A 23046-nucleotide genomic window follows, 5' to 3' on the forward strand; every position below is an offset into this window, starting at 1 on the left:
GCGTCTAGCGATCCGATATTCAGGTATTTTGGGCCGTCCGCGCGTCCGTGCGTTTGGCAACTGCCACAGTGGTGGTTTTCTAAATAAATAAGCCTGCTTCTCCATTGAGGTCGATGTGTTCTTTGGGACTTTTGTGGCGGCGGTCTGATCTTATCCAGTACGATAGCTGGTAAAAGTGTACTCACTGGGAGGTGTTGTGAATATTCGTGCTCCATCGGATTTGGATATTGTGATTGTTGGTGCCGCGCGGACGCCTCATGGAAGATTGCTAGGGCAGCTTGCTGGTTATTCTGCTGTTGATTTGGGGGCGGTGGCTATTCGCGGTGCACTTGGTGATATTGATCCGCACTTTGTCGATGCTGTAATTCTTGGCCAGGTGTTGCAGGCCGGGGCTGGGCAGAATCCAGCAAAGCAGGCGGCGCTTGGTGCTGGTATTTCTCCCCGTGCACACACATCTACGGTAAATAAGGTTTGTCTTTCTGGGCTTACTGCGATTATCGACGCCGCACGCCTCCTTCGTAGTGGTGAGGCTCAGGTCGTGGTGGCTGGGGGGATGGAATCTATGAGTAATGCACCGCATTTGCTTTCGGATGTGCGTCGGGTTTGTAAGTTCGGTGATATTAGCGCTGTGGATCATATGGCTCATGATGGATTGATGGCTGCTGATCTGCGGATTTCTATGGGGGAATTGACGGAAAAGTTTGCTGATCGCTATCCGGTAACGCGTACTGCACAGGACGAATGTGCCGCTCGGTCGCACCAGCGTGCTGCGGAGGCGTGGGCGAATGGTGTATTCCGCGATGAAGTTGTCCCTGTGGGTGACATTGTGTCAGATGAAGGGATTCGACCCGATTCCACCCTAGAGACTCTTTCGAAACTTCGCCCGGTGTTTGCCCAAGACGGGACAATTACCGCTGGGAATTCTTCGCCAATTACTGATGGTGCAGCGGCGGTGGTGTTGACTACCCGGGGCGTCGCAAAGCAGTTTGGTTGGCGTGAGATGGCTACCCTGTGCTCGGTTGGGCAAACGGCGGGCCCAGATGCCTCATTGCAGCAGCAGCCGGCCGACGCCTTGGTTGTCGCTCTTAAGCGCGAAGGATGGAGCGCTGCTGAGCTGGATTTTGTAGAAATCAATGAAGCTTTTGTGGCAGTCGTTGTGCATTCAGCTCAGGCATTGGGTATCCGTCCGGAAGATGTGAATTCGCATGGGGGAGCGATTGCGCTTGGGCACCCGATCGGAGCTTCGGGCGCGCGCCTTGTTGTTCATATGGCGCATCAACTTTCCGCAGTTTGTGGACGTCGCGCTGGGGTTGCCTTGTGTGGCGGTGGCGGCCAGGGTGAGGCATTATTGCTTGCGAAAATTACAGATGACTAGGAGGAAATATGAGCTATGAAAACATTGTGAGCAGCGTTGAAGGGCGTGTTGGGATTATTCGGCTCAATCGTCCAAAGGCACTCAATGCTCTGAACTTCGTAACGATGATGGAAGTCACGTCATGTGCAAAAGCATTCGATCAGAATCTTGATATTGGATGCATTGTGATTATCGGCTCTGAAAAGGCCTTTGCCGCTGGTGCAGACATTAAAGAAATGGCCGATAGTTCCATGAGTGATATGTATCGATCGAATTGGTTTTCCACATGGGATGAATTGACACGTGTGCGGAAACCCATAATCGCTGCGGTGTCGGGGTATGCCTTAGGCGGTGGTTGTGAACTCGCAATGATGTGTGATTTTATTTTGGCGTCGGAGACCGCAAAGTTCGGGCAACCAGAAATTAATTTGGGAGTATTGCCAGGTATGGGTGGCTCGCAGCGCCTTACCCGCGCGATCGGGAAATCGAAAGCCATGGAGATGTGCCTTACCGGGCGCATGATGGATGCAACGGAAGCATTGCAATCCGGGCTGGTCGCCCGTGTAATACCCACCGAAACTTTTGAACAGGAAGTATTCCACGTAGCTGAGATCATTGCTGCTAAGCCAAATATCGCAGCTCAAATGGTGAAAGAGACCATTAATGCGGCATATGAAACCACCTTGAGCCAAGGCATTGTGTTTGAGCGACGAGTGTTTCATTCGGTATTTGCTACCCATGATCAAAAAGAGGGTATGGCGGCTTTTGTGGAAAAGCGAGAGCCGAAGTTTACGAACGAATAAAAAACACGAAACAAAACCCCGAGTCTGGAATTCCTTCAAATTCGGGGTTTCGTTTTGGCTGATAAGAGTAAATATTAGCCTTTGAGCGTGGCGAAGTCGGTGTCGGCGTATTCGGTGCCAGCTGTGGTGGCGCCTTGATCAACGTTGTGAATTTCCGTTTCGCGTTTCCTTAAATCGACCCGGCGAATTTTACCGGAAACTGTTTTCGGGAGTTCAAAAAACTCCAGGCGGCGGATACGTTTATAGGGAGCTAGGGTGTCGCGGCAGTGTTTAAGGATTGCCTCTGCGGTTTCTGCTGTGGGGTCCCAGCCAGGGGCCAGAGCAATATACGCCTTTGGGACAGCGAGGCGAATCGGATCTGGAGAGGGCACCACTGCTACTTCAGCCACGGCTGGGTGCTCGATCACTGCGGATTCCAGCTCGAAAGGGGATAAGCGGTAATCGGAAGCCTTAAAAACATCGTCAGATCTGCCGATATAGGTGAGGTACCCGTCTTCGTCCCGTTCGGCAATATCGCCGGTGTGGTAGAAACCATCACGGAAGATTTCGGAGTTTTTCTCCGGGTCGCCGTAGTAGCCAGGGGTGAGACCGACTGGTCGGGGGTCTAAACGAAGGCATATCTCACCCGTGTCGCCAATTTCATCAGTGGCTGGATCAATAAGCACTACATCATAGCCGGGTAGTGGGCGTCCCATCGAACCCGGTTTTACCTTTTGGCCAGGAGTGTTAGCGGTTTGAACGGTGGATTCAGTTTGGCCAAAACCGTCACGAATAGTGGTGTTCCAAGCACGTTCCACTGTGGAAATAAGTTCAGGATTAAGTGGTTCCCCGGCAGCTACCACTTTGGTAGGCGGGTTTTTCAGTCGGTTTAGATCTGCTTGAGCCAGCATGCGCCATACTGTCGGCGGTGCGCAAAAACTGGTAACTCCTTCACTGGACATTTTTTCCATAAGGGCCACGGCGTCAAAACGCGCGTAGTTGTAGAGAAACACCGTAGCTCCTGCAATCCAAGGTGCGAAAAAGTTTGACCAGGCGTGTTTTGCCCATCCAGGAGCGGCTACGTTCAAGTGGACGTCACCGGGTGTAAGTCCGATCCAATACATAGTGGAGAGATGTCCAACAGGATATGAAGTGTGTGTATGTTCTACTAGCTTTGCTTTGGACGTAGTACCGGAAGTGAAGTAGAGAAGTAGGGTTTCATCTGCGCGCGTTGGTTGGGTTGGCACAAACTCTTCAGGGGCCTGTAGGGAATCAGAATAGCGCAGGTTTGGGTGTGCATCTTGGGTAAAAGGCTCATCGCCAACCTGGATTACCGTGAATGTACCTTCGACTTGTTGGAATTTTTCTGCGTCATCGGCTCCAGCAACTACCCACGAAACCTGGGCACGTTGGGTGCGATCGTTCAGGTCTGCGGAGCCGAGCATTGCGGTGGCTGGATTAATAACAAAACCTGCTTTAATGCAGGCGAGCATGGTCTCCCACAGCTCCACTTGGTTATTAAGCATGAGCATAATGCGGTCGCCGCGTTGTACGCCCTGTTCGATAAGCCAGTTCGCTAATTGATTTGATCGTCGGGAAAGCTGATGGAAGGTGCGCCGGGTGTCACTACCATCCATTTCGGAAATCACCAAAGCTTCGCGGTCCCGCGAGTCTGGGTGATTGCCTAGATAATCAAACCAATCGAGCGCGAAGTTAAAATATTCGAATCTTGGCCATTCGAAAGAATCTACTGCAGTGGCGTAGTCTTCCCGGAACTCAAGTAGCTGGTCTCGGGCAGCTAAGAAGGCGGCGGTGGTGGGATTGGGGTTGCTCATAGTGCTCCTTTTCAAACCGGTGCGCGCTTGCGGGACCAGCGGGTGCGTGCATGGATTAACAGCTAGGACTATGCGCCACAGCATACTTTTAAGAAATTGTGATGTGGGTCGCAGTGAAGAACCTAGTGGGCACGAAACTATATGCAAATGTTCATTTGGGGAATAGGGCACCCCTAAAAGTGGGTACTTTATAAACCTGTCCCAGGAGGGGGTGGGCTGGTTTTTGCTCCAGATTATTCAGGTTTGGCGGGGATGTTGGTTCGGGTGTGTTTGGGATGGCTGATTGCTGTGGGTGCGGACTAATTGTCCAGGATTTCCGGGCAGGTTGGCTGGTTTCCTGGGGTGTGGGCTAGGCTTTCCCGGGGGGGGTGAGTTGGCTACCCGGAGGTTTGATAGGTCCACCCTATTAAACTAGATATGTTTTCATACTGAGTGTCGCAGATTCCATAAAATCCGCCGAAAAAATGGAATTTGTGACAGCAACCCATGTTGCGCGCAATCGTTGACCTGGGGTTTGTCGCAGATTCCATAAAAACAACGAAAAACAACGAAAAATAATGGAATCTGTGACAGGTTCCCTACCTATCGTGTCGCAGATTCCATAAAATCGGCCGAAAAAATGGAATCTGTGACAACACGCCCAACCAGCACCCAACCAGCGCCCGAAAAGACCAAGCGCCCCCCACAAACCCCAACCAAATCCCAGGTCGCCAGTTGTACACAACCAAACCCGGCCAGTCACGCTGGCTCCTTGAGCCAGTCACACGGGCCCCTTAAGGCCAAATCGCAGCCAAGCTACCAAAATCAGCCCAATATCCCGCAGGCCTATCAAAGCGTTCGGCAAACGGAGAGTGGTTCACATTTAGCGTTTGTGGATGCCGTAAATTACCAGCTCGCCGAGCTCTTTATAGGTGTCTGCTACGGGTAGTGCATGTGCATAGTGTCCTTGTTGAATTTGGCTCATTGTGGTTTCAATGAGGCTGGCCAGGAATTCGGCGGGTAATGGCCTAAATTCGCCATTATCAACCCCGTGTTGTAGCAGTTCCAGCATTCGCTTTATGGCAGCGTGAGTATTGGTTGCGTAGATTTCGCTAGAGACTTGCTCATTGGCAAGATCTGTCATGAACTGTGGCGATGCGGATTGAAGCGATTCTGAAATGGCGTGGAAATATGCCTCTAGGCCGGCTTGTGCAGTGTGGTGTCCGGCGAGCGATGCTTCGGTATGTGTGGCGATTTCCCGAAAAAAGTCTTTAACGATCTTTTGGATGATTTCATCGCGGGATTTGCCCAGGGCATAGATTGTTGATTTCGAACAGTGGAAGGTTTTACAGGCGGAATCGATTGTGAAATCGGCGAACCCTGTTTCCAGAAATTTTGCCCGTAAGGCTTGGAGGAGTTCCTGTTGCCGGCTGGTTAGGGGTGTGTGCACGCTACTCCTTTGTGGGGGGTGCTGTGTGGGTGGATTTCTTTTGATGGTTTGCCTATAAGTCTTCCATAGAAATGGGTGAGACTGTACTATGTGGTAAAGAACCGTACTGTGTGGTCTAGGTCACTTTTGGGAAGGAAGTGAGAACCATATGCTAAGCCCCACCGATCCACAACTCCTATCCGAGGTGAAATTTCCAGACGCAGATATTCTTCATGCGGCACACCTACTGAGTGATCAAGAGCAATCCAGATTGGCCTCACTGCATTCGTTCCTGCAAACCGAAATTCGCCCTGTGGTTGGGGAATATTGGGATAAAGAAGAATTCCCGCATGAACTCCTACCGCGACTCGCCGAATATGGGCTAGGCGAATTGGAATTTTCTGGCGCGAGCCGGTTGTTTAAAGGCCTAGCCTATGCCGAGGTCACCAGGGCGGATGTTTCGCTTTCAGCATTGGTGGGGATTCACAATGAGTTGGTTGTGGATTTGCTTGACCAGCTTGGTTCTGAGCAGCAGAAAGAAAAGTGGTTGCCGGGGTTACGGCAATTCCAAAACATTGGGTGTTTTGCCCTGACAGAACCAGATCACGGTTCGGATATTGCCGGTGGTTTGGCGACCACTGCAGAACGTGGTGAGCAAGGGTGGGTGATTCATGGGGCTAAGCGGTGGATCGGTGGCGGCACATTTGCTGATTTCGCAATTGTTTTTGCTCGGGACATTGCGGACCAGCAGATTAAGGGCTTTATTGTGGAATTGGATCGCCCTGGCGTCACTAAAACAAAGATCGCCCGAAAAATGGGTTTGCGTATTATGCAGAATGCGGATTTGGTGTTTGATCATGTGCAAATACCCGCAGAAAACCTTATTCCTGGCGCGGCGTCGTTCGCCGCCACAAATGTAATGTTGCGGAATTCTCGGGCTTGGGTGGGGTGGCAGGCCGCTGGTGTGCAATTAGCTATTTTTGATCGGGCCCGTGCCTATGCCATTAGCCGAGAGCAATTTGGGCGTCCGATCGCCAAATTTCAGCTTGTACAAGAGCAACTTTCCCGGATTTTAGGCAATGCTACCGCCACTTTGGGCATGATGGTGCAGATCGCTTACCTGCAGGAACGCGGAGATTTTGATATGCCACATGCGGCGTTAGTGAAGGCGACCGGGACTCGTTTGGCGCGTGAATCTGCGCAGGTTGGCCGCAATATTGGTGGTGGCAATGGGATTCTTACAGAGCATGAACTTTCTAAGCTCCTAGCAGATACAGAAATTCTCTACACCTATGAGGGCACGTATGAGGTGAACTCATTGATTGTTGGTCGGGCCATTACTGGAATGTCCGCATTTGTATAAGGAATTGCAATGAAACTTCAAAGTAATCACGTGGCATTTATTAGTGGTGCGGCATCTGGCCTTGGGGCACAAACCGCTCGGCAATTAGTAAGCCAAGGGATTTCCGTTGTGGGTGCGGATTTGCAAGTTCCCGAGGAAACAATCGAAGGCGTGCACTATATACGTACTGATGTTACGGATCCTGCGCAGGTCAAGAGTGCTATTGCACAAGCCTCGAACCTTGGGGAATTGCGGTATGCGATCGCGTGCGCTGGTATTGCGCCAAGCATGCGAATTATTGGCCGAAAGGGGACACACGATCCAGAGTTTTTCGCAAAGGTGATCGGAATTAATCTTATTGGAACTTTCCACGTTCTCACGTATGCTGCGGAAGCTATGGCGGCGTTGGACCCGGTAGATAATGACGGTCAGCGGGGCGTCGTTATTCTGACGGCTTCCGTTGCTGCGTTCGAAGGGCAAATTGGGCAGGCAGCATATTCGTCTTCGAAAGGTGGCGTGCATGCCCTGACATTAACGGCAGCGCGGGATTTAGCGGCTCAGGGGATTCGGGTATGCGCAATTGCCCCAGGTGTAGTGAATACTCCAATGATGGCGGCTATGCCTGATCATGTGCGTCAAGAACTTGAGCAACGGGTGCTGTTTCCGCAGCGTATGGCTTATCCAGAAGAGTATGGGAAACTAGCGCAGTCGATTATTGAAAACGACTATCTCAATGGCGAAACAATACGCTTGGATGGGGCGCTCCGAATGGGGCCTCGCTAGCGGAAGGGCACTAAGCCCCAATAGGGGAATACTGCTTTGGATGTTGCGACCATCGATGGGTCCGCATCATGTGTCATAACATGGCCGGGGTCGAATGCGGCAAGGCGGTGCGCGGCGTCGGTATCGCCAAGAGTTTTGGATGCACGGCAACCAACCAAGCGTTCCCAATTGGTAGGGAGTAATGCCTGCGGGCTTACTTCAACTCCTGCTACAGCCGCAAGTACTTGCGTCCAAATTCGGGCTACAGAATCCCGCTGATAGCCGCCGCCTCCAAGGGCAATCCAACGCCCAAATGCAAAACGATCAGCCCACTTGGCCAGGGAACGATACGCAATTGCAAGTGCGTCGGATGAAATCCGCAAGTGGGTAAGAGGATCCGCGTAGTGGGGGTCGGCACCGTGCTGGCTAATAATAATTTCAGGCCGGAATCGCTGCAGGATCGCCGGAATAATACTGTGCACTGCCCGCAACCACTCAATATCTGTGACCTGTGTTTCTAAAGCCACATTGATGGCGGTACCTAATGCTTCGGGGCCGCCAATATCCCCTGCATGGCCGGTGCCCGGAAATAAATACAGCCCAGATTCATGTACAGATAATGTTACTACCCTAGGGTCATTCCAGAACATTTGTTCTACGCCGTCGCCGTGGTGGGCATCAAGGTCGATATACGCTATACGACGCGCGCCGTGGTTAAGCAACCATTGAATAGCAACCGCAGCATCATTAAACATGCAAAAACCAGAAAGATTATTCGACTGCGCATGGTGGAGACCACCAGCAATATTTACTGCGCGCTTTACTCGCCCGGACCATACTGCTTGTGCCGCTGCTACGGTTCCCGCCACAATCCGTGATGCAATATAAGGCAGTGATGGAACCAGGGGATTATCGGCGGTACCAATCCCGAACTCAGGTGCGGGTTTTCCACTATGCAGTGCCGCAATATATTCAGGCGTATGAATGAGTCGGAGCAGTGCATCGCTTGCCGGTGGCGGTTCAACAATTTCAAAACTATCAAGAACCCCAAAATACTGTGCTAAGTGCATGGTAAAACGCACACGATCAGGACCCATAGGGTGTCGTGCGCCAAAACTATAGTGCTCTAAATCTTCATGATGAATCAGTAGCGGCTTCATGAAACTGACCTAGCTAACGGGTCCCTGTACTGTGGCAAAGGGGCAATTCTCAGTCGTGCGCCCACAATATATGTGGCGCTTGCCGCAGCAATAACTGGAGTTAATTCCACTTCTACAATTTGGGGAATGTCATCTTTGAGCCGGGCTATTTGCATAATTAGTGTTTCAACTGAATCAAGGCGCGCCGGGCGGGTACCACGGTACCCATGAAATAGTGGCGCGGCACGGAGTTCAGCTAACATGCCCTGGGCTTCCACGCGTGCAACTGGTGCTGCACGCCACGAACGATCTGAAAGAAGGTCCGAACTTACACCGGATACGCCTACTGAAATCATGGGGCCTAAGACCGCATCTTCCAGAGCCTGAATGCTTAACGACACCCCCGATGCAACCGTTGGCTGCACTACAGGCAGCAGTACCTGGGGGTCTGGGGTGCTTGCCAGTCCGAGTTCCACGGCGGTTTCACCAAGGCGGTGCCAGGCGTTTTCCAATTCTTGTGGGGTAGAAATATTTCGATATACGGTGGAAAGTTCCGGGCGGCCGCGAACCGGATCGGCGGTTGCTTTTAACACAATATTCCAGCCGAATTTCTCTGCGGAGGCTAAAGCTTCTTCCAGAGTGGTTGCTGGCTGCCAAGGGATAAGAGAAATGCCATAGGCCGCAAGGATTTCGCCGGTTTCCGAGTCGTCGGCCCATCGGCCTTCTGGGGCTTGTACCAGTATGTGGTCAATAATGGTTTGTACGGCTTTTGTATTGCCGCTAGGGGGTTGCTCATCAGGGATATCAGCGGCTTCAGGGGCACCACAAGTATTTTGGTTGTGCACTATCAAGGAAAGAGCTTCGAGTGCATCTGCATAGGCATCAAAAACTGGAAGTTGCCCTTGAGTTTCTGAGCCAGTATTTGGATGTATTGGCTGAAAGCCTACAAATACTCCAAGAAGCGTAGTGGATGTATTGTCGGCGGCTAATTGGCTTAAACCAGCGTATGTGGGTTGAAGTATTGGATCGCCGATTTCTACGGCTGCGGTGACTACGGCATCAATATTTGGGTCTTCGATGCACCTTTGAGTTGCTTGCAGAATGGCTGGTACGGGGTCTTCGTGAACTGTTATAGGGGTTGGGGTCAGTCCAAAGCGAATCGCAGCTTGAGACATTTGCTCGCTTAAACCGGCGGAATTGGAAATTACCGCAACTCGGTCGCCTTGTGGGCTGGGTTGACGCGCGAGGATTTGTGCAATGTCATACATGGTGTCACGACGGGAAACCACAATTGCGCCAGTGTGGTTGATAACCTTATCAAGCGCTACTGAAGGGGCTGCTGGGCGTGGATCTATAGATTCGCCAGGTGTCTGATGGGCGGAATGCAATGCCCGGGAGGGGGTAAACACCACAACATGCTTTTCTAATGCAAGACGCCGTAACACTCGGAAGAATTTTCGAGGGTTTCCTATAGCGTCGAGGGAAAGCAAGCAAATCGACGTGTTTTTATCATCGATCCAATATTGGATTACATCATTAGCGGTGACATCTGCGAACGCCCCCGTTGCAATAAAAGAACTAATTCCACAACCGCGTTCGATTGCTCGAGAAAGTACAAGTGTTGCCACACCCGCCGACTGCGTAAAAACTCCGGTATGCCCGGCTAAAGGGCACTGGGCAGGAGAAGCGTTTAATCGAACAGAATTTTGTGTATTAATTAGCCCTAGCGCGGCAGGCCCTAAGGCACGCAAACCGTGGGTGCGGGCTTCAGAAACAAAATCCATCTGCTCCTTATGGGATAGTGAGGGATTCTGCCCACGAGCAAGAACTAATATCCCATGCGCATTCTTTTCTGCTGCTGCGGCGAGCAAACTGGAAAGTTTATTTGCGTCATATTGAACAATGACCAAATCAATGGTTCCGGGAATAGATTTCAGGTCTTCAGCGGCGCGGTGCGGTTCTGACTGGGGCGCGGCAACAATATGTAGACTGCCTTGGAATGGGGCGTCGACAAGCTGCGGAACAATAGTGCGTAACCGTGCAAGATCGCCAACAATTGCGACAGATTGGGGGTGTAATAATCTGCGTATCGACGCCGCCTCCGACTTACGTTCCCGCTGCTGCATCACGTCAAATGAGCGTTCGGTTGGACTAATGGCGAAGTCTACGCTAATAAAACCGTCTTCAAGCTGTGGTTTTACCTCGTACCCTGCGCGCACAAATACCTGAACCATTGCCCGATTCTGGGTAAGCATCTCTGCGAAAAATCGTGACACCTTGTTTTCCCGCCCAACCTCCGCAAGATGCTCCAAAAGAATATTCGCAGCACCCTTGCCTTGAAAGCTATCCTGCACAAGGAACGAAACATCAGCGACGCGGTCCGGCAAAAACGCATCAAGTACCCGATAATGCGCGGTGGCCACAATATCCTCATGCAAACACAGCACAAGAGTTACCTGGTCAAAATAATCAATATCCAACCACGAATTTAAATCTTCGTCACTTAGTGTTGGGTGCGCGGAGAAAAAGCGCAAGTATTTTGACTGATCTGATACTCGAGAATAAAAATCAATAAACCCCTGGCGGTCCGAAGGTCGAGCTGGCCGCAATACCGCAATGCTTCCATCCGCCATAACTACATCCGCATCCCAGTCCGAACCGTAATGCACCTGTGGTACCGCCATACAGCCTCCAAACTCCGCAATGTGATAGCACTGAGTAAGCGCCTAGTATAGTGATTTAGATTACTTTTGACGAGGGCTGATTTGTGTTTCGGGCAAACAATACGGTAGGTTCACTCATCGAAGTTTGAACGGCCACGTGCCAATATCAAGTTTCACCGAAGACCGTCGGTTGCCTTGTAGATGTGCAAGGCCGAAGGAATCCGCGCTAAGACGGAAGCAGCCCACGCAGGAGGACTTGGAGCAAACCCATATATGTATGTGTTGCGCCCTGTGCTCTTGCACGGGGCATTTGTTTTGCATGCTACAAGCATTCAAGCAATTGCCTCGGCGGATCAACACGATACGTTTATGAGGAAGGAGGCGAAGTAATGGCAAACGCAAAGAACATTGCTGCTGTGGCAGAACTCAAAGAACAATTTGAGGCCACTGACGCTGTTGTGCTGACCGAATACCGTGGTCTTTCTGTAGCTCAAACCACTGAGCTACGTCGGGCCCTCGGTGGTGATGTCACCTACTCCGTCGCCAAGAACACCATGATCAAGCTGGCTGCAGAGCAAGCCGGCATTGAAGGTCTTGATCCTATCCTGAATGGCCCAACCGCTATTGCATTTATTCGCGGCGAAGCAGTTGATGCTGCTAAGGCCATGAAGAAATTCGGCCAGGATAACAAGGCTTTTGTGGTCAAGGGTGGCTACATGGACGGCAACTTCCTGACCGCTGAGCAGGTTGAAGCCATCGCTGAGATGGACAACCGCGAAACCACGTTCGCGAAGATTGCTGGTGCCATTAATGGCAGCTTGGCAAACACTGCAGGTCTGTTCGACGCCCACGCTTCCCAGCTGGCTCGACTATTCGCTGCTTATGAAGAAAAACTGCAGGGCGAATAACCCCACCTGCAACTCTTGCTAAACCCCAAACTTTGGGAACCACCCAACTGGCCAAACCAATTGGTACCAGCTGGATGTATATCCCAGAAAAACTGAAAGGATTGCCACCATGGCTAAGCTAACCCCTGAAGAGCTCATTGAAGCTTTCAAGGAAATGACCCTTATCGAGGCTTCCGAGTTCCGCAAGCTCTTCGAAGAGACCTTCGACGTAACCGCTGCTGCTCCAGTAGCTGTTGCTGCTCCAGGTGCAGTAGGCGACGCTCCTGCAGCTGAAGAGAAGGACGAATTCGACGTTGTTCTCGAAGATGCAGGCGCTAAGAAGATTGGCGTTATTAAGGTCGTACGTGAGATCGTTTCCGGTCTCGGCCTGAAGGAAGCCAAGGAGCTCGTTGAGTCCGCTCCTAAGGCCATCATCGAAGGTGCTTCCAAGGACGATGCTGAAGCCGCCAAGACCAAGCTCGAAGAAGCTGGCGCTAAGGTTTCCCTCAAGTAAAACATTGCGCAATCAATGCGTATTTTCCCCCGTTTGCTCTAGCAGGCGGGGGTTTTGGTTTTGGGGCTGGGTGGGAGGTGCTTGGTCTTTTTTAGCCTGGTTGGGCGTGTTGTCACAGATTCCATTTTTTCGGCGGATTTTATGGAATCTGCGACACGATAGGTAGGGAACCTGTCACAAATTCCATTTTTTTCGCTGTTTTTATGGAATCTGCGACAAACCCCAGGTCAACAGTTGTGTACAACATGGGTTGCTGTCACAAATTCCATTTTTTCAGGCGATTTTATGGAATCTGCGACAGTAGGGATAAAAACATTACTAGTTTGATAGGGTGGCCCTATCAAAACCCCGGAAACCGGTTGCCCGGTCCGGGACCTCTCGAAAGCCCACCCCCAAAATTCTGAAAACCAGCCCAACCTTCCAGGGGCAAGTTCATATATTATTAGATCTTAACTATTGCTTTAGTTTATTTTTATCCAGCGCCAGGGGAATTTAGAGATCATCAGCACTTTTTGGAGCTGGTCATCAGACTAATAGCCACGATCGTTTGGGCTTCCGGCTAAAATGTCCCCCATGCTGCCCAAATCCAGAATTGTCTCAGCGCTTCTTGTAGGCCTCGGTGTTGCTCTGCTTATTGTTGGCTTGGGGGCTCCCCGTTGGTTGGCGCCAGATGGTCGGCTGCCGTTGGATTTTCCTGCTACAACATTGACGTTGCGTGATGCCAAAGCAACGGTGCCTCACCCTGAGGAGGAGGGTGCTTTGGAGACGGCGGTGACAAAGCAGATTCACGTTGAGCTTATGGAGCCTTCAGATGATACTTCGGTGACTGTTCGGGTGGGAACCACAACTTTGCGCGAGAATAAGAAGCCTGATGTGGAGCGTTTGATTGGGGCGGAGGTATGGAGTTATCGGATGGATCGGGATTCGGGAGAAGCAATCGGGGATGCGGCGGTTGCTTTTTCGCCTGCGGAGCCGGTAACTAATGTGCCGCTTGAGGGGGTGTGGGTGAAGTTTCCTACCTCCGAGGAGGTAAAAGTTTTTGATGCGACCTTGCGAAAGGCCTTCCCTGCCCAAAAGACTGAATCCGTAGATGTGTTCGGCCGGGAGGCTGATGTGTTTGTGCAGAAAGTGCCCGCTACAAAGGTTGGTAGCGATCCCGAATTTGAGTTCGCAGAAGAGGATGGTTCTCTTACTCCGATGTTCCTCTACCATAAAGCCGAGCGAAAATACATGGTTGACCAAGCGACCGGAGTCGTGTTGGATGTGCACGAAAGCATTAATGATTTTTATGGCACGGAGGAAGGTGAAGAGCGCCAGCCGGTCATGGTGTTCAATGGGGCTGGTACTGAGGATTCGGTACAGGCATTGGCTATGGCGGTTGGGAATGTCTCGAATGGTTTTGGTTGGCGAATAGCACTGTATGTAGCCACGGCCCTTGGGGGAGTGTTGCTGCTCTTTGGCGCTGTAGGTGTGTTCGGTTTGTGGGATACAAGAGGTTCAAAACCTAAGAAAATGCGGCGGAAGTTGCATTCGTAACCTGACGGTCTGCTAAGTTCCTCCCACCCCGTTACCTTTACATCTACTGTGGTTTGGTATAGGCTGATTTGTTGCGCTGGAATCTGTGTCCACGTTTGTGTATTAGACCTTGATCAGAGGGGTATAAAAAACCGACTTGACAAGGTCCTTTAGCGCTATCTGAGGCACGTGGGTTCCTAAAGCAGACCGAATGCTCAACAAATCAGCGGTCGAACGGTGACCTTACCCACTTTTAGGGTTGTCGTTTTGTCCGCGTGAGGTGCTGGAAGGACGCATCTTGGCAGTCTCCCGCCAGACCAAGTCAGTGGCCGAAATCCCCGGAGCTCCGCAGCGATACTCATTCGCTAAGATTACGGAGCCGATCGAGGTTCCGGGTTTACTCGACCTACAACTGGAGTCTTTTGCATGGCTTATCGGCACGCCTGAATGGCGTGAGCGTATGAAGGCCGAAGCGGCCGAGGGTACGCGGGTTACTAGTGGCCTTGAGGATATCCTTGAGGAACTGTCCCCGATTCAAGACTATTCCGGAAATATGTCCCTTTCGCTTTCGGAGCCTCGCTTCGAAGACGTAAAGAACTCTATTGATGAGTGCAAAGAAAAGGACATCAACTACTCAGCTCCGCTTTATGTGACTGCGGAGTTTATCAATAACGAAACGGGTGAAATTAAGTCCCAGACTGTCTTCATTGGCGATTTCCCAATGATGACGGATAAGGGCACATTTATTGTCAATGGCACGGAACGTGTTGTTGTTTCTCAGCTGGTTCGCTCACCTGGTGTGTACTTCGATCAAGCTATTGATAAGTCCACCGAGCGGCCGCTGCATTCAGTTAAGGTCATCCCTTCCCGTGGTGCCTGGCTGGAGTTCGACGTCGATAAGCGTGACACCGTTGGTGTGCGTATCGACCGGAAGCGCCGTCAGCCTGTTACTGTGCTGCTCAAGGCGCTTGGCTGGACAACTGAAGATATTGTCAAGCGTTTTGGCTTCTCTGAAATTATGATGTCCACGCTTGAAGCTGATGGCGTGGCAAATACAGATGAAGCACTATTAGAGATTTATCGCAAGCAGCGGCCCGGCGAACAACCTACCCGCGACCTTGCGCAATCATTGCTGGATAATAGTTTCTTCCGCGCGAAGCGCTATGACCTGGCGAAGGTTGGTCGTTATAAGATCAATAGGAAACTTGGTCTCGGTGGTGACCGTGAGGGCCTTATGGTGCTCACTGAGGAAGACATTGCCACTTCCATCGAGTATCTCGTTCGCTTGCACGCTGGTGAAACCACGATGACGTCGCCTACCGGCGATACCATTCCAGTAGAAGTTGATGATATTGACCACTTTGGTAATCGTCGTCTACGCACCGTTGGCGAACTAATTCAAAACCAGGTTCGTGTCGGGCTTTCTCGCATGGAGCGTGTGGTTCGCGAACGCATGACCACGCAGGATGCGGAGTCGATCACTCCCACCTCGCTGATTAACGTTCGCCCAGTATCTGCCGCGATCCGTGAGTTCTTTGGTACCTCGCAATTATCGCAGTTTATGGACCAAAATAACTCACTGTCTGGCCTGACCCACAAGCGCCGTCTTTCCGCGTTGGGTCCTGGTGGTCTTTCCCGTGAGCGCGCTGGCATTGAGGTTCGTGACGTTCACCCATCCCACTATGGCCGTATGTGCCCGATTGAAACACCGGAAGGACCGAACATTGGTCTGATTGGTTCGCTTTCTTCCTATGCTCGGGTAAATCCGTTCGGTTTTATTGAAACCCCATACCGTAAGGTTGAAAACGGCAAGCTCACTGATCAGATCGATTACCTCACAGCTGATGAGGAAGATCGCTATGTAGTGGCCCAGGCGAATACGCCGTATGACAAAGACGGCAATATCACCGAAGAACGTGTTGTAGTGCGTATGAAGGGCGGCGACATTGAGGTCGTTGATTCTTCTCGCATTGAGTACATGGATATTTCGCCTCGCCAAATGGTGTCTGTGGCAACTGCCATGATTCCGTTCCTTGAGCATGACGACGCAAACCGTGCCCTTATGGGTGCGAACATGCAGCGTCAGGCGGTACCACTGGTGCGCTCCGAAGCTCCTTATGTTGGTACGGGTATGGAATTGCGTGCCGCCTACGATGCCGGTGATTTGGTGATCGCCAAGAAGACTGGTGCTGTAGAAAACGTATGTGCTGATTTCATTACCATTATGGGTGATGATGGCATCCGTGACACCTATATGCTGCGGAAATTCCAACGCACCAACCAAGGTACGTGCTATAACCAAAAACCACTGGTTGATGTGGGAGATCGCGTTGAAGCGGGCCAGGTTATTGCTGATGGTCCAGGTACCGCTAATGGTGAAATGGCACTTGGCCGTAACCTTTTGGTTGCGTTTATGCCGTGGGAAGGCCATAACTACGAGGACGCGATTATTCTGAATCAGCGCCTTGTGGAAGAGGACATTCTCACCTCGATTCATATCGAGGAGCATGAGATTGACGCCCGCGAAACCAAGCTTGGTGCGGAAGAGATCACTCGGGAAATTCCGAATGTCTCTGAGGAAGTCCTTAAGGATCTGGATGATCGCGGTATTGTTCGCATTGGTGCGGATGTTCGTGATGGTGACATTCTGGTCGGTAAGGTCACACCAAAGGGTGAAACTGAATTGACCCCTGAGGAGCGTCTACTTCGCGCAATCTTTGGTGAAAAGGCCCGTGAAGTGCGTGACACTTCTATGAAGGTTCCTCACGGTGAAACCGGTAAGGTGATTGGCGTTCGTCGTTTCTCACGCGATGAGGAAGATGATCTGCCCCCTGGCGTTAATGAAATGATTCGCGTCTATGTTGCGCAAAAGCGCAAGATCCAGGACGGCGATAAGCTCGCTGGTCGTCACGGTAATAAGGGCGTTGTAGGCAAGATTCTGCCGCAGGAGGATATGCCATTCCTGCCAGATGGCACCCCAGTGGACATTATTTTAAATACGCACGGTGTGCCGCGTCGTATGAATATTGGTCAGGTATTGGAAGTTCACCTTGGCTGGTTGGCTGCAGCGGGTTGGAAGATTGATACTGAAAATCCGGAGATGCAGGGCCTTATGGACATGCTTCCGGAGGAGCTGTACGACGTCCCAGCTGGTTCATTGACCGCAACTCCGGTCTTCGACGGTGCTACCAATGAAGAACTTGCTGGTCTGCTTGCTAATTCACGTCCAAACCGGGACGGAGATGTGCTGGTAGATGGCGATGGTAAGGCCAAACTGATCGATGGTCGTTCTGGTGAACCATTCCCATACCCAGTGTCCATTGGTTATATGTACATCTTGAAGCTGCACCACTTGGTGGATGAGAAGATTCACGCTCGTTCTACTGGTCCGTACTCCATGATTACGCAGCAGCCGCTTGGTGGTAAGGCGCAGTTCGGTGGTCAGCGTTTCGGTGAAATGGAAGTGTGGGCTATGCAGGCGTATGGTGCGGCCTACACACTGCAGGAATTGCTGACCATTAAATCCGATGACGTGGTTGGTCGTGTCAAGGTGTATGAAGCCATTGTGAAGGGTGAAAATATTCCGGATCCGGGTATTCCTGAGTCCTTTAAGGTGCTGCTTAAGGAGCTTCAGTCATTGTGCTTGAATGTTGAAGTTCTTTCTGCTGATGGCACCCCAATGGAATTGGGCACTTCCGACGATGACGAGTTCGATCAGGCTGGGGCCTCGCTGGGCATCAACCTGTCCCGCGACGAGCGCTCTGACGCCGATATCGCTTAAGAGCTCAAGGTCTGCGCTTTTCGACGCCACGCCACCCCAAGTTGCACTAAGCTGCGGCTGGGGTGGGCGTCGAAAAGCCGGGCGAATATACACACATAGTTCTTAAAAACCTTCAACAAATAAGGGAAAATCGTGCTCGACGTCAACTACTTTGACGAGCTCCGTATTGGCCTAGCCACCGCTGACGATATCCGTCGTTGGTCTAAAGGCGAGGTAAAAAAGCCGGAGACAATTAATTACCGCACACTCAAGCCAGAAAAGGACGGCTTGTTCTGTGAGCGTATTTTCGGCCCCACTCGGGACTGGGAATGTGCTTGTGGTAAATACAAGCGTGTCCGCTATAAGGGCATTATTTGTGAACGCTGTGGCGTGGAAGTCACTAAGTCCAAGGTTCGTCGTGAACGCATGGGCCATATTGAATTGGCTGCACCGGTCACCCATATTTGGTACTTCAAGGGCGTGCCCTCCCGTTTGGGATACCTTCTGGACCTTGCGCCAAAGGACCTTGAGCGCATTATTTACTTCGCCGCAAACATTATTACCGGCGTTGATGAAGAGGCCCGGCATAATGACCTAACCACTCTGGAAGCAGAAATGCTCCTAGAGAAAAAAGATGTTGAAGCCGACGCCGAATCCGAGCTCGCCGACCGTGCCCAAAAGCTGGAAGAAGATCTTGCCGAGCTGGAAGCAGCCGGCGCAAAGGCCGATGCTCGCCGTAAGGTGCAAAATGCTGCCGATAAAGAAATGCAGCACATTCGTGAACGCGCCCAACGCGAAATCGATCGCTTGGACGAAATTTGGAACACGTTTGTCAAGCTTGCGCCGAAGCAAATGATCGTCGATGAGACCATCTACTCCGAGCTAGTAGATCGCTACGAGGATTATTTCACTGGCGGCATGGGGGCGGAAGCCATCCAAACCCTGATCCGCAATTTTGACCTCGATGCTGAAGCAGAAGAGCTTCGCAGCATTATTAATGAGGGCAAGGGCCAAAAGAAGATGCGTGCCCTCAAGCGCTTAAAGGTCGTTGCGGCTTTCCAACGCTCTGGCAATGATCCAGCGGGTATGGTCCTGGACTGCATTCCGGTCATTCCACCAGAACTTCGCCCAATGGTCCAGCTTGACGGTGGCCGCTTTGCTACTTCGGATCTAAATGACCTGTACCGTCGCGTAATTAACCGCAATAACCGCTTAAAGCGCATGATCGAGCTCGGCGCGCCTGAGATCATTGTGAACAATGAAAAGCGCATGTTGCAGGAATCCGTTGACGCTCTCTTTGATAATGGACGTCGCGGCCGCCCTGTTACTGGTCCGGGCAACCGTCCGCTGAAGTCTTTGAGCGATCTGCTTAAGGGTAAGCAGGGCCGTTTCCGTCAAAACTTGCTGGGTAAGCGTGTCGATTACTCTGGCCGTTCCGTAATTATTGTTGGTCCGCAGTTGCGTCTTCATGAATGTGGTTTGCCAAAGCTTATGGCTTTGGAGCTATTTAAGCCATTTGTAATGAAACGCCTTGTGGAAAACGAATATGCGCAGAACATTAAGTCTGCAAAGCGCATGGTGGAACGCCAACGCCCAGAAGTTTGGGACGTATTGGAAGAAGCCATTGCAGAGCACCCAGTGATGCTGAACCGTGCACCTACGCTGCACCGCTTGGGTATTCAAGCATTCGAACCAGTGTTGGTCGAAGGTAAAGCAATCCAGCTGCATCCGCTTGCCTGTGAAGCGTTTAACGCTGACTTCGACGGTGACCAGATGGCTGTTCACCTTCCGCTGTCTGCGGAGGCTCAGGCAGAAGCGCGTATTCTTATGCTCGCTTCCAATAACATTTTGTCTCCAGCGTCCGGCAAGCCACTTGCTATGCCACGTTTGGACATGGTTACCGGTTTGTACTTCCTAACCCTGGAAAAGGGTCCGGATGAGTTCGGTGGCCAAGGTGCCTATAAACCTGCTGATGAGCACGGTCCGGCTAAGGGTATGTACTCGTCCTTTGCAGAGGCAATCATGGCCTATGACCGTGGCGTATTGGGCTTGCAAGCACCAATTAAGGTGCGCATTTCTCACCTGCGACCAACTGTGGAAATTGAAGCTGAGCAATTCCCAGACGGTTGGAATAAGGGTGATACCTGGGTTGCAGACACCACGCTTGGCCGCATTATGTTTAATGAATTGCTGCCTTGGAGCTATCCATACCTTGAAGGTGTAATGGTGCGTAAGGGCGGTGGCTCTGACAAGATCATGCTTGGTGATGTGATTACCGACCTTTCGGCACGCTACCCAATGATCACAGTGGCGCAAACCATGGACAAGATGAAGGACGCTGGCTTCTACTGGGCAACGCGTTCTGGTGTGACCATTACTATGTCCGACGTTATCGTCTTGCCAAACAAGGAAGAGATCCTTGACCGCTACGAAGCAGAAGCGCGTGAAATCGAACGCAAGTACTGGATTATGGGTGCATTGACACCACGTGAACGCTATGACCGTTTGGTTGAGCTGTGGAAAGATGCCACCGACACCGTGGGTAAAGCCGTTGAGGAACTGTACCCAGATGACAATCCGATCCCAATGATCGTGAAGTCTGGTGCCGCAGGTAATATGCGCCAGATCTGGACCTTGGCCGGTATGAAGGGCATGGTTGTGAACTCCAAGGGCGAGTACATTACCCGCCCAATTAAGACTTCCTTCCGTGAAGGCCTATCTGTGCTCGAGTACTTCAATAACTCCCACGGTTCCCGTAAGGGCTTGGCCGATACGGCGCTACGTACCGCTGACTCTGGTTACTTGACCCGTCGTCTTGTCGACGTCGCACAAGACGTTATTGTCCGTGAAGAAGACTGCGGCACACGTCAAGGTGTTAAGGTCCCTGTAGCTGTTGAGGTAAAGGACGCCACTGGTGCTGTTACTGGATACGCTCGCCACGGACTGGTAGAAACCTCTGTAACTGGTCGTGTGCTCGCTGCCGATGCTAAGGATGCACAAGGCGAAACCGTGCTCGCTGCCGGTACTGACCTCGGCGAATTAGAGATCGACGCCCTGGTGGATGCGGGTATTACTCAAATCAAGGTGCGTTCTGTACTTACTTGCCAAACCCCAACGGGTGTGTGTGCAAAGTGCTACGGCAAGTCTATGGCTTCTGGTAAGCAGGTTGATATCGGCGAAGCCGTCGGTATTGTTGCCGCCCAGTCCATCGGTGAGCCTGGCACCCAGCTGACCATGCGTACCTTCCACCAGGGTGGTGTTGGCGGTGACATTACTGGTGGTTTGCCGCGTGTTCAGGAGCTTTTCGAAGCTCGCGTGCCTAAGAATAAAGCACCGATCGCTTCTGTTGCAGGTACCGTTCACCTTGAGGATGAAGGCAACTTCTACACCATGACTATCACCCCGGACGATGGTTCGGATGATGTCATCTATGAGAAGCTGTCCAAGCGTCAGGGCCTTGCCATGATCAAGGTGGAAATGGAGTCCAATCCAGGTAACTTCATTGAGCGCACCATTCAGGAAGGCGACCACGTAACTGTTGGTGAACGTTTGCTTCGCGGTCCTGCAGACCCTCACGATGTTCTTGAAGTGTTGGGCCGTCGCGGCGTCGAACAGCATCTGATTGATGAGGTTCAGGCCGTCTATCGTGCCCAGGGTGTAGCTATCCACGACAAGCACATCGAAATTATTATTCGACAGATGCTTCGTCGCGGAACCGTGATCGAATCCGGCACCACCGAGTTTCTTCCAGGAACGCTTGTGGATTTGTCGGAGGCAAAAATGGCGAACTCCGAAGCAATTCGTGCAGGTGGTCAACCTGCCGAGCTTCGCAGTGAAATCATGGGTATTACCAAGGCATCGCTGGCGACCGAATCGTGGCTGTCTGCTGCTTCCTTCCAGGAAACCACCCGTGTGCTTACCGACGCCGCCATTAACAAGCGCTCCGATAAGCTTATCGGCCTGAAAGAAAACGTGATTATCGGTAAGTTGATTCCTGCTGGTACGGGTATTGCCCGTTATCGCAATATTTCCGTCAAACCAACGGAAACTGCACGGAATGCCGCTTACTCTATAAGCACCTATGGAGATTCCATCTACGGCGACGACACGTTCGGCGACTTCACAGGAGCATCCGTACCATTGGAAGAAACCTTCTAACCTTCCAATAGGTCTGCAACAACCACAAACGGCCCTTGCAAGCCCCTTCCCAGTGGGTGGGAAGACTTGCAAGGGCCGTTTTTTGCTCTTGACGCTCAGCAGCGATTGAGCACAGCATGTCTCCAGGGGTGGGCAGTATCTGACCGTATGGCGCTATAAGAGCGTGTCTGGGAGGGGAAACGTACATGGAAAAACCATCCGTCTGTTTTACACAAGGGAATATGTGAAGTCGTTCGAAGTTATGCCCTTTGCGTTACACTAGTTTAAAATGTGTAACTAGAAATCCTTTGAAAGTTTGAAAAACACCAGTTCATTCAAGGGGCCTAAAGTATTTCTTTGGGAGTTTAGTGGCTTTTTAGCCCCCTTCGATTGCCAAGGCAGGAACTTTCCTTAAGATAGATCGGCCACAACTTGAGAGATTCTCAGTAAGAGCCTGGGTTTTAAAAAGGCTTCAAAAAGTTAACTGGTGTGCCCTGAAGGGCTGTCCGTCGGTTGAAAATATGCTTTCTACCTGCGATTACTTAGATATGTGCGCAATTTAGCTTTATGCTTTAGTTGGGTAACACATAAAGTGTGATTGTAAAATATAGAAATACTATAGGAGGCCCTTGACAGGGTCTTATGTTTGTTATATAAATCCTCTTCGGCGTAAATTTTGAGAAATAATTCGGTCGATATTTTTGCTTTGTATTTGTGTCACATTCTTTAAATGTGCGAAAGCTATTATTGCACAATTTTGCCATTTACTTTTGCGGACTTGTATCTCTAATGGTGGAAATATATCTTGAGTGCAAAGAGTTATTCACTTTTAAATAAGCGTAATATGACTCGTGTAATGTTTGAAATACTTTATTTCAAAATGTTAGAGGCATGACCTTTGGTTTTGGTTGACCTGGGGAAGCTCTGGTGCTTCAGTGTTATCGCTGG

The 23046-nt window shown here is 51.2% G+C and carries 14 protein-coding genes; 10 read left to right on the forward strand and 4 right to left on the reverse strand.

From position 1 onward, the window contains the following. Positions 1 to 202 precede the first annotated feature (202 nt). Both CFREI_RS01485 and CFREI_RS01490 read left to right on the forward strand, forming a co-directional pair. Positions 203 to 1375: an acetyl-CoA C-acyltransferase gene (locus CFREI_RS01485; RefSeq protein ID WP_035112118.1), complete on the forward strand. Its 1173-nt coding sequence runs from the start codon at positions 203 to 205 to the stop codon at positions 1373 to 1375. 8 nt (positions 1376 to 1383) lie between these two features. After that, positions 1384 to 2157 (forward strand): enoyl-CoA hydratase, encoded by a 774-nt coding sequence (locus CFREI_RS01490; protein WP_027012634.1) that lies wholly within the window; start codon positions 1384 to 1386, stop codon positions 2155 to 2157. A 74-nt stretch (positions 2158 to 2231) separates the two neighbouring features. Here CFREI_RS01490 and CFREI_RS01495 read toward each other — a convergent pair whose 3' ends face one another. Together CFREI_RS01495 and CFREI_RS01500 are read right to left on the reverse strand one after the other, a co-directional pair. Continuing rightward, a complete protein-coding gene (locus CFREI_RS01495) occupies positions 2232 to 3971 on the reverse strand; it encodes an AMP-binding protein (RefSeq protein WP_027012635.1) in 1740 nt (579 codons plus the stop codon). An 862-nt stretch (positions 3972 to 4833) separates the two neighbouring features. Then, positions 4834 to 5400, reverse strand: a complete 567-nt coding sequence (locus CFREI_RS01500; protein WP_027012637.1) for a TetR/AcrR family transcriptional regulator — start codon at positions 5398 to 5400, stop codon at positions 4834 to 4836. Between the two features lie 148 nt (positions 5401 to 5548). Between CFREI_RS01500 and CFREI_RS01505 the strand changes: the two genes are divergently transcribed. Together CFREI_RS01505 and CFREI_RS01510 are read left to right on the forward strand one after the other, a co-directional pair. Further along, entirely contained in the window at positions 5549 to 6742 is a 1194-nt protein-coding gene (locus CFREI_RS01505) for an acyl-CoA dehydrogenase family protein (RefSeq protein ID WP_027012638.1), read from the forward strand. A gap of 9 nt (positions 6743 to 6751) precedes the next feature. After that, positions 6752 to 7504 (forward strand): SDR family NAD(P)-dependent oxidoreductase, encoded by a 753-nt coding sequence (locus CFREI_RS01510; RefSeq protein ID WP_027012639.1) that lies wholly within the window; start codon positions 6752 to 6754, stop codon positions 7502 to 7504. Here CFREI_RS01510 and CFREI_RS01515 read toward each other — a convergent pair. Further along, positions 7501 to 8643 (reverse strand): acetoin utilization protein AcuC, encoded by a 1143-nt coding sequence (locus CFREI_RS01515; protein WP_027012640.1) that lies wholly within the window; start codon positions 8641 to 8643, stop codon positions 7501 to 7503. The two genes, CFREI_RS01510 and CFREI_RS01515, sit on opposite strands and share 4 nt — an antisense overlap. Then, positions 8640 to 11306: a GNAT family N-acetyltransferase gene (locus CFREI_RS01520; RefSeq protein WP_027012641.1), complete on the reverse strand. Its 2667-nt coding sequence runs from the start codon at positions 11304 to 11306 to the stop codon at positions 8640 to 8642. Before CFREI_RS01520 ends, CFREI_RS01515 begins: the two co-directional genes overlap by 4 nt. Before the next feature lie 180 nt (positions 11307 to 11486). Here CFREI_RS01520 and CFREI_RS01525 point away from each other — a divergent pair, with 180 nt between their 5' ends. The 6 genes from CFREI_RS01525 (at position 11487) to CFREI_RS01550 (ending at position 22119) form a co-directional block, all read left to right on the forward strand. Continuing rightward, positions 11487 to 11675 (forward strand): hypothetical protein, encoded by a 189-nt coding sequence (locus CFREI_RS01525; protein ID WP_027012642.1) that lies wholly within the window; start codon positions 11487 to 11489, stop codon positions 11673 to 11675. Next, on the forward strand, positions 11675 to 12193 hold the full coding sequence (gene rplJ / locus CFREI_RS01530; RefSeq protein ID WP_027012643.1) for a 50S ribosomal protein L10: 519 nt from the start codon (positions 11675 to 11677) through the stop codon (positions 12191 to 12193). Before CFREI_RS01525 ends, rplJ begins: the two co-directional genes overlap by 1 nt. 109 nt (positions 12194 to 12302) lie before the next feature. Further along, positions 12303 to 12686, forward strand: coding sequence for a 50S ribosomal protein L7/L12 (gene rplL / locus CFREI_RS01535; RefSeq protein ID WP_027012644.1), 384 nt, complete (start codon positions 12303 to 12305; stop codon positions 12684 to 12686). A 573-nt stretch (positions 12687 to 13259) separates the two neighbouring features. Continuing rightward, complete coding sequence (gene pgfA / locus CFREI_RS01540) at positions 13260 to 14222, forward strand: cell envelope lipid trafficking protein PgfA (RefSeq protein WP_169719151.1); 963 nt, start codon at positions 13260 to 13262, stop codon at positions 14220 to 14222. A gap of 259 nt (positions 14223 to 14481) precedes the next feature. Further along, positions 14482 to 17982, forward strand: a complete 3501-nt coding sequence (rpoB, locus tag CFREI_RS01545; protein WP_051255927.1) for a DNA-directed RNA polymerase subunit beta — start codon at positions 14482 to 14484, stop codon at positions 17980 to 17982. Positions 17983 to 18114: 132 nt separating this feature from the next. Then, entirely contained in the window at positions 18115 to 22119 is a 4005-nt protein-coding gene (locus CFREI_RS01550; RefSeq protein WP_027012646.1) for a DNA-directed RNA polymerase subunit beta', read from the forward strand. Positions 22120 to 23046 lie beyond the last annotated feature (927 nt).

This window comes from Corynebacterium freiburgense (assembly GCF_030408815.1).
GTDB lineage: Bacteria > Actinomycetota > Actinomycetes > Mycobacteriales > Mycobacteriaceae > Corynebacterium > Corynebacterium freiburgense.

Excerpts from the sequence above, each read along its gene's own strand:
- CFREI_RS01495 (WP_027012635.1), bottom strand. The coding sequence starts at position 3,971 with ATGAGCAACCCCAATCCCACCACCGCCGCCTTCTTAGCTGCCCGAGAC.
- CFREI_RS01525 (WP_027012642.1), top strand. The coding sequence starts at position 11,487 with ATGTGCAAGGCCGAAGGAATCCGCGCTAAGACGGAAGCAGCCCACGCA.
- rplJ (WP_027012643.1), top strand. The coding sequence starts at position 11,675 with ATGGCAAACGCAAAGAACATTGCTGCTGTGGCAGAACTCAAAGAACAA.
- rplL (WP_027012644.1), top strand. The coding sequence starts at position 12,303 with ATGGCTAAGCTAACCCCTGAAGAGCTCATTGAAGCTTTCAAGGAAATG.
- CFREI_RS01490 (WP_027012634.1), top strand. The coding sequence starts at position 1,384 with ATGAGCTATGAAAACATTGTGAGCAGCGTTGAAGGGCGTGTTGGGATT.
- CFREI_RS01510 (WP_027012639.1), top strand. The coding sequence starts at position 6,752 with ATGAAACTTCAAAGTAATCACGTGGCATTTATTAGTGGTGCGGCATCT.
- pgfA (WP_169719151.1), top strand. The coding sequence starts at position 13,260 with ATGCTGCCCAAATCCAGAATTGTCTCAGCGCTTCTTGTAGGCCTCGGT.
- CFREI_RS01505 (WP_027012638.1), top strand. The coding sequence starts at position 5,549 with ATGCTAAGCCCCACCGATCCACAACTCCTATCCGAGGTGAAATTTCCA.
- CFREI_RS01520 (WP_027012641.1), bottom strand. The coding sequence starts at position 11,306 with ATGGCGGTACCACAGGTGCATTACGGTTCGGACTGGGATGCGGATGTA.
- CFREI_RS01515 (WP_027012640.1), bottom strand. The coding sequence starts at position 8,643 with ATGAAGCCGCTACTGATTCATCATGAAGATTTAGAGCACTATAGTTTT.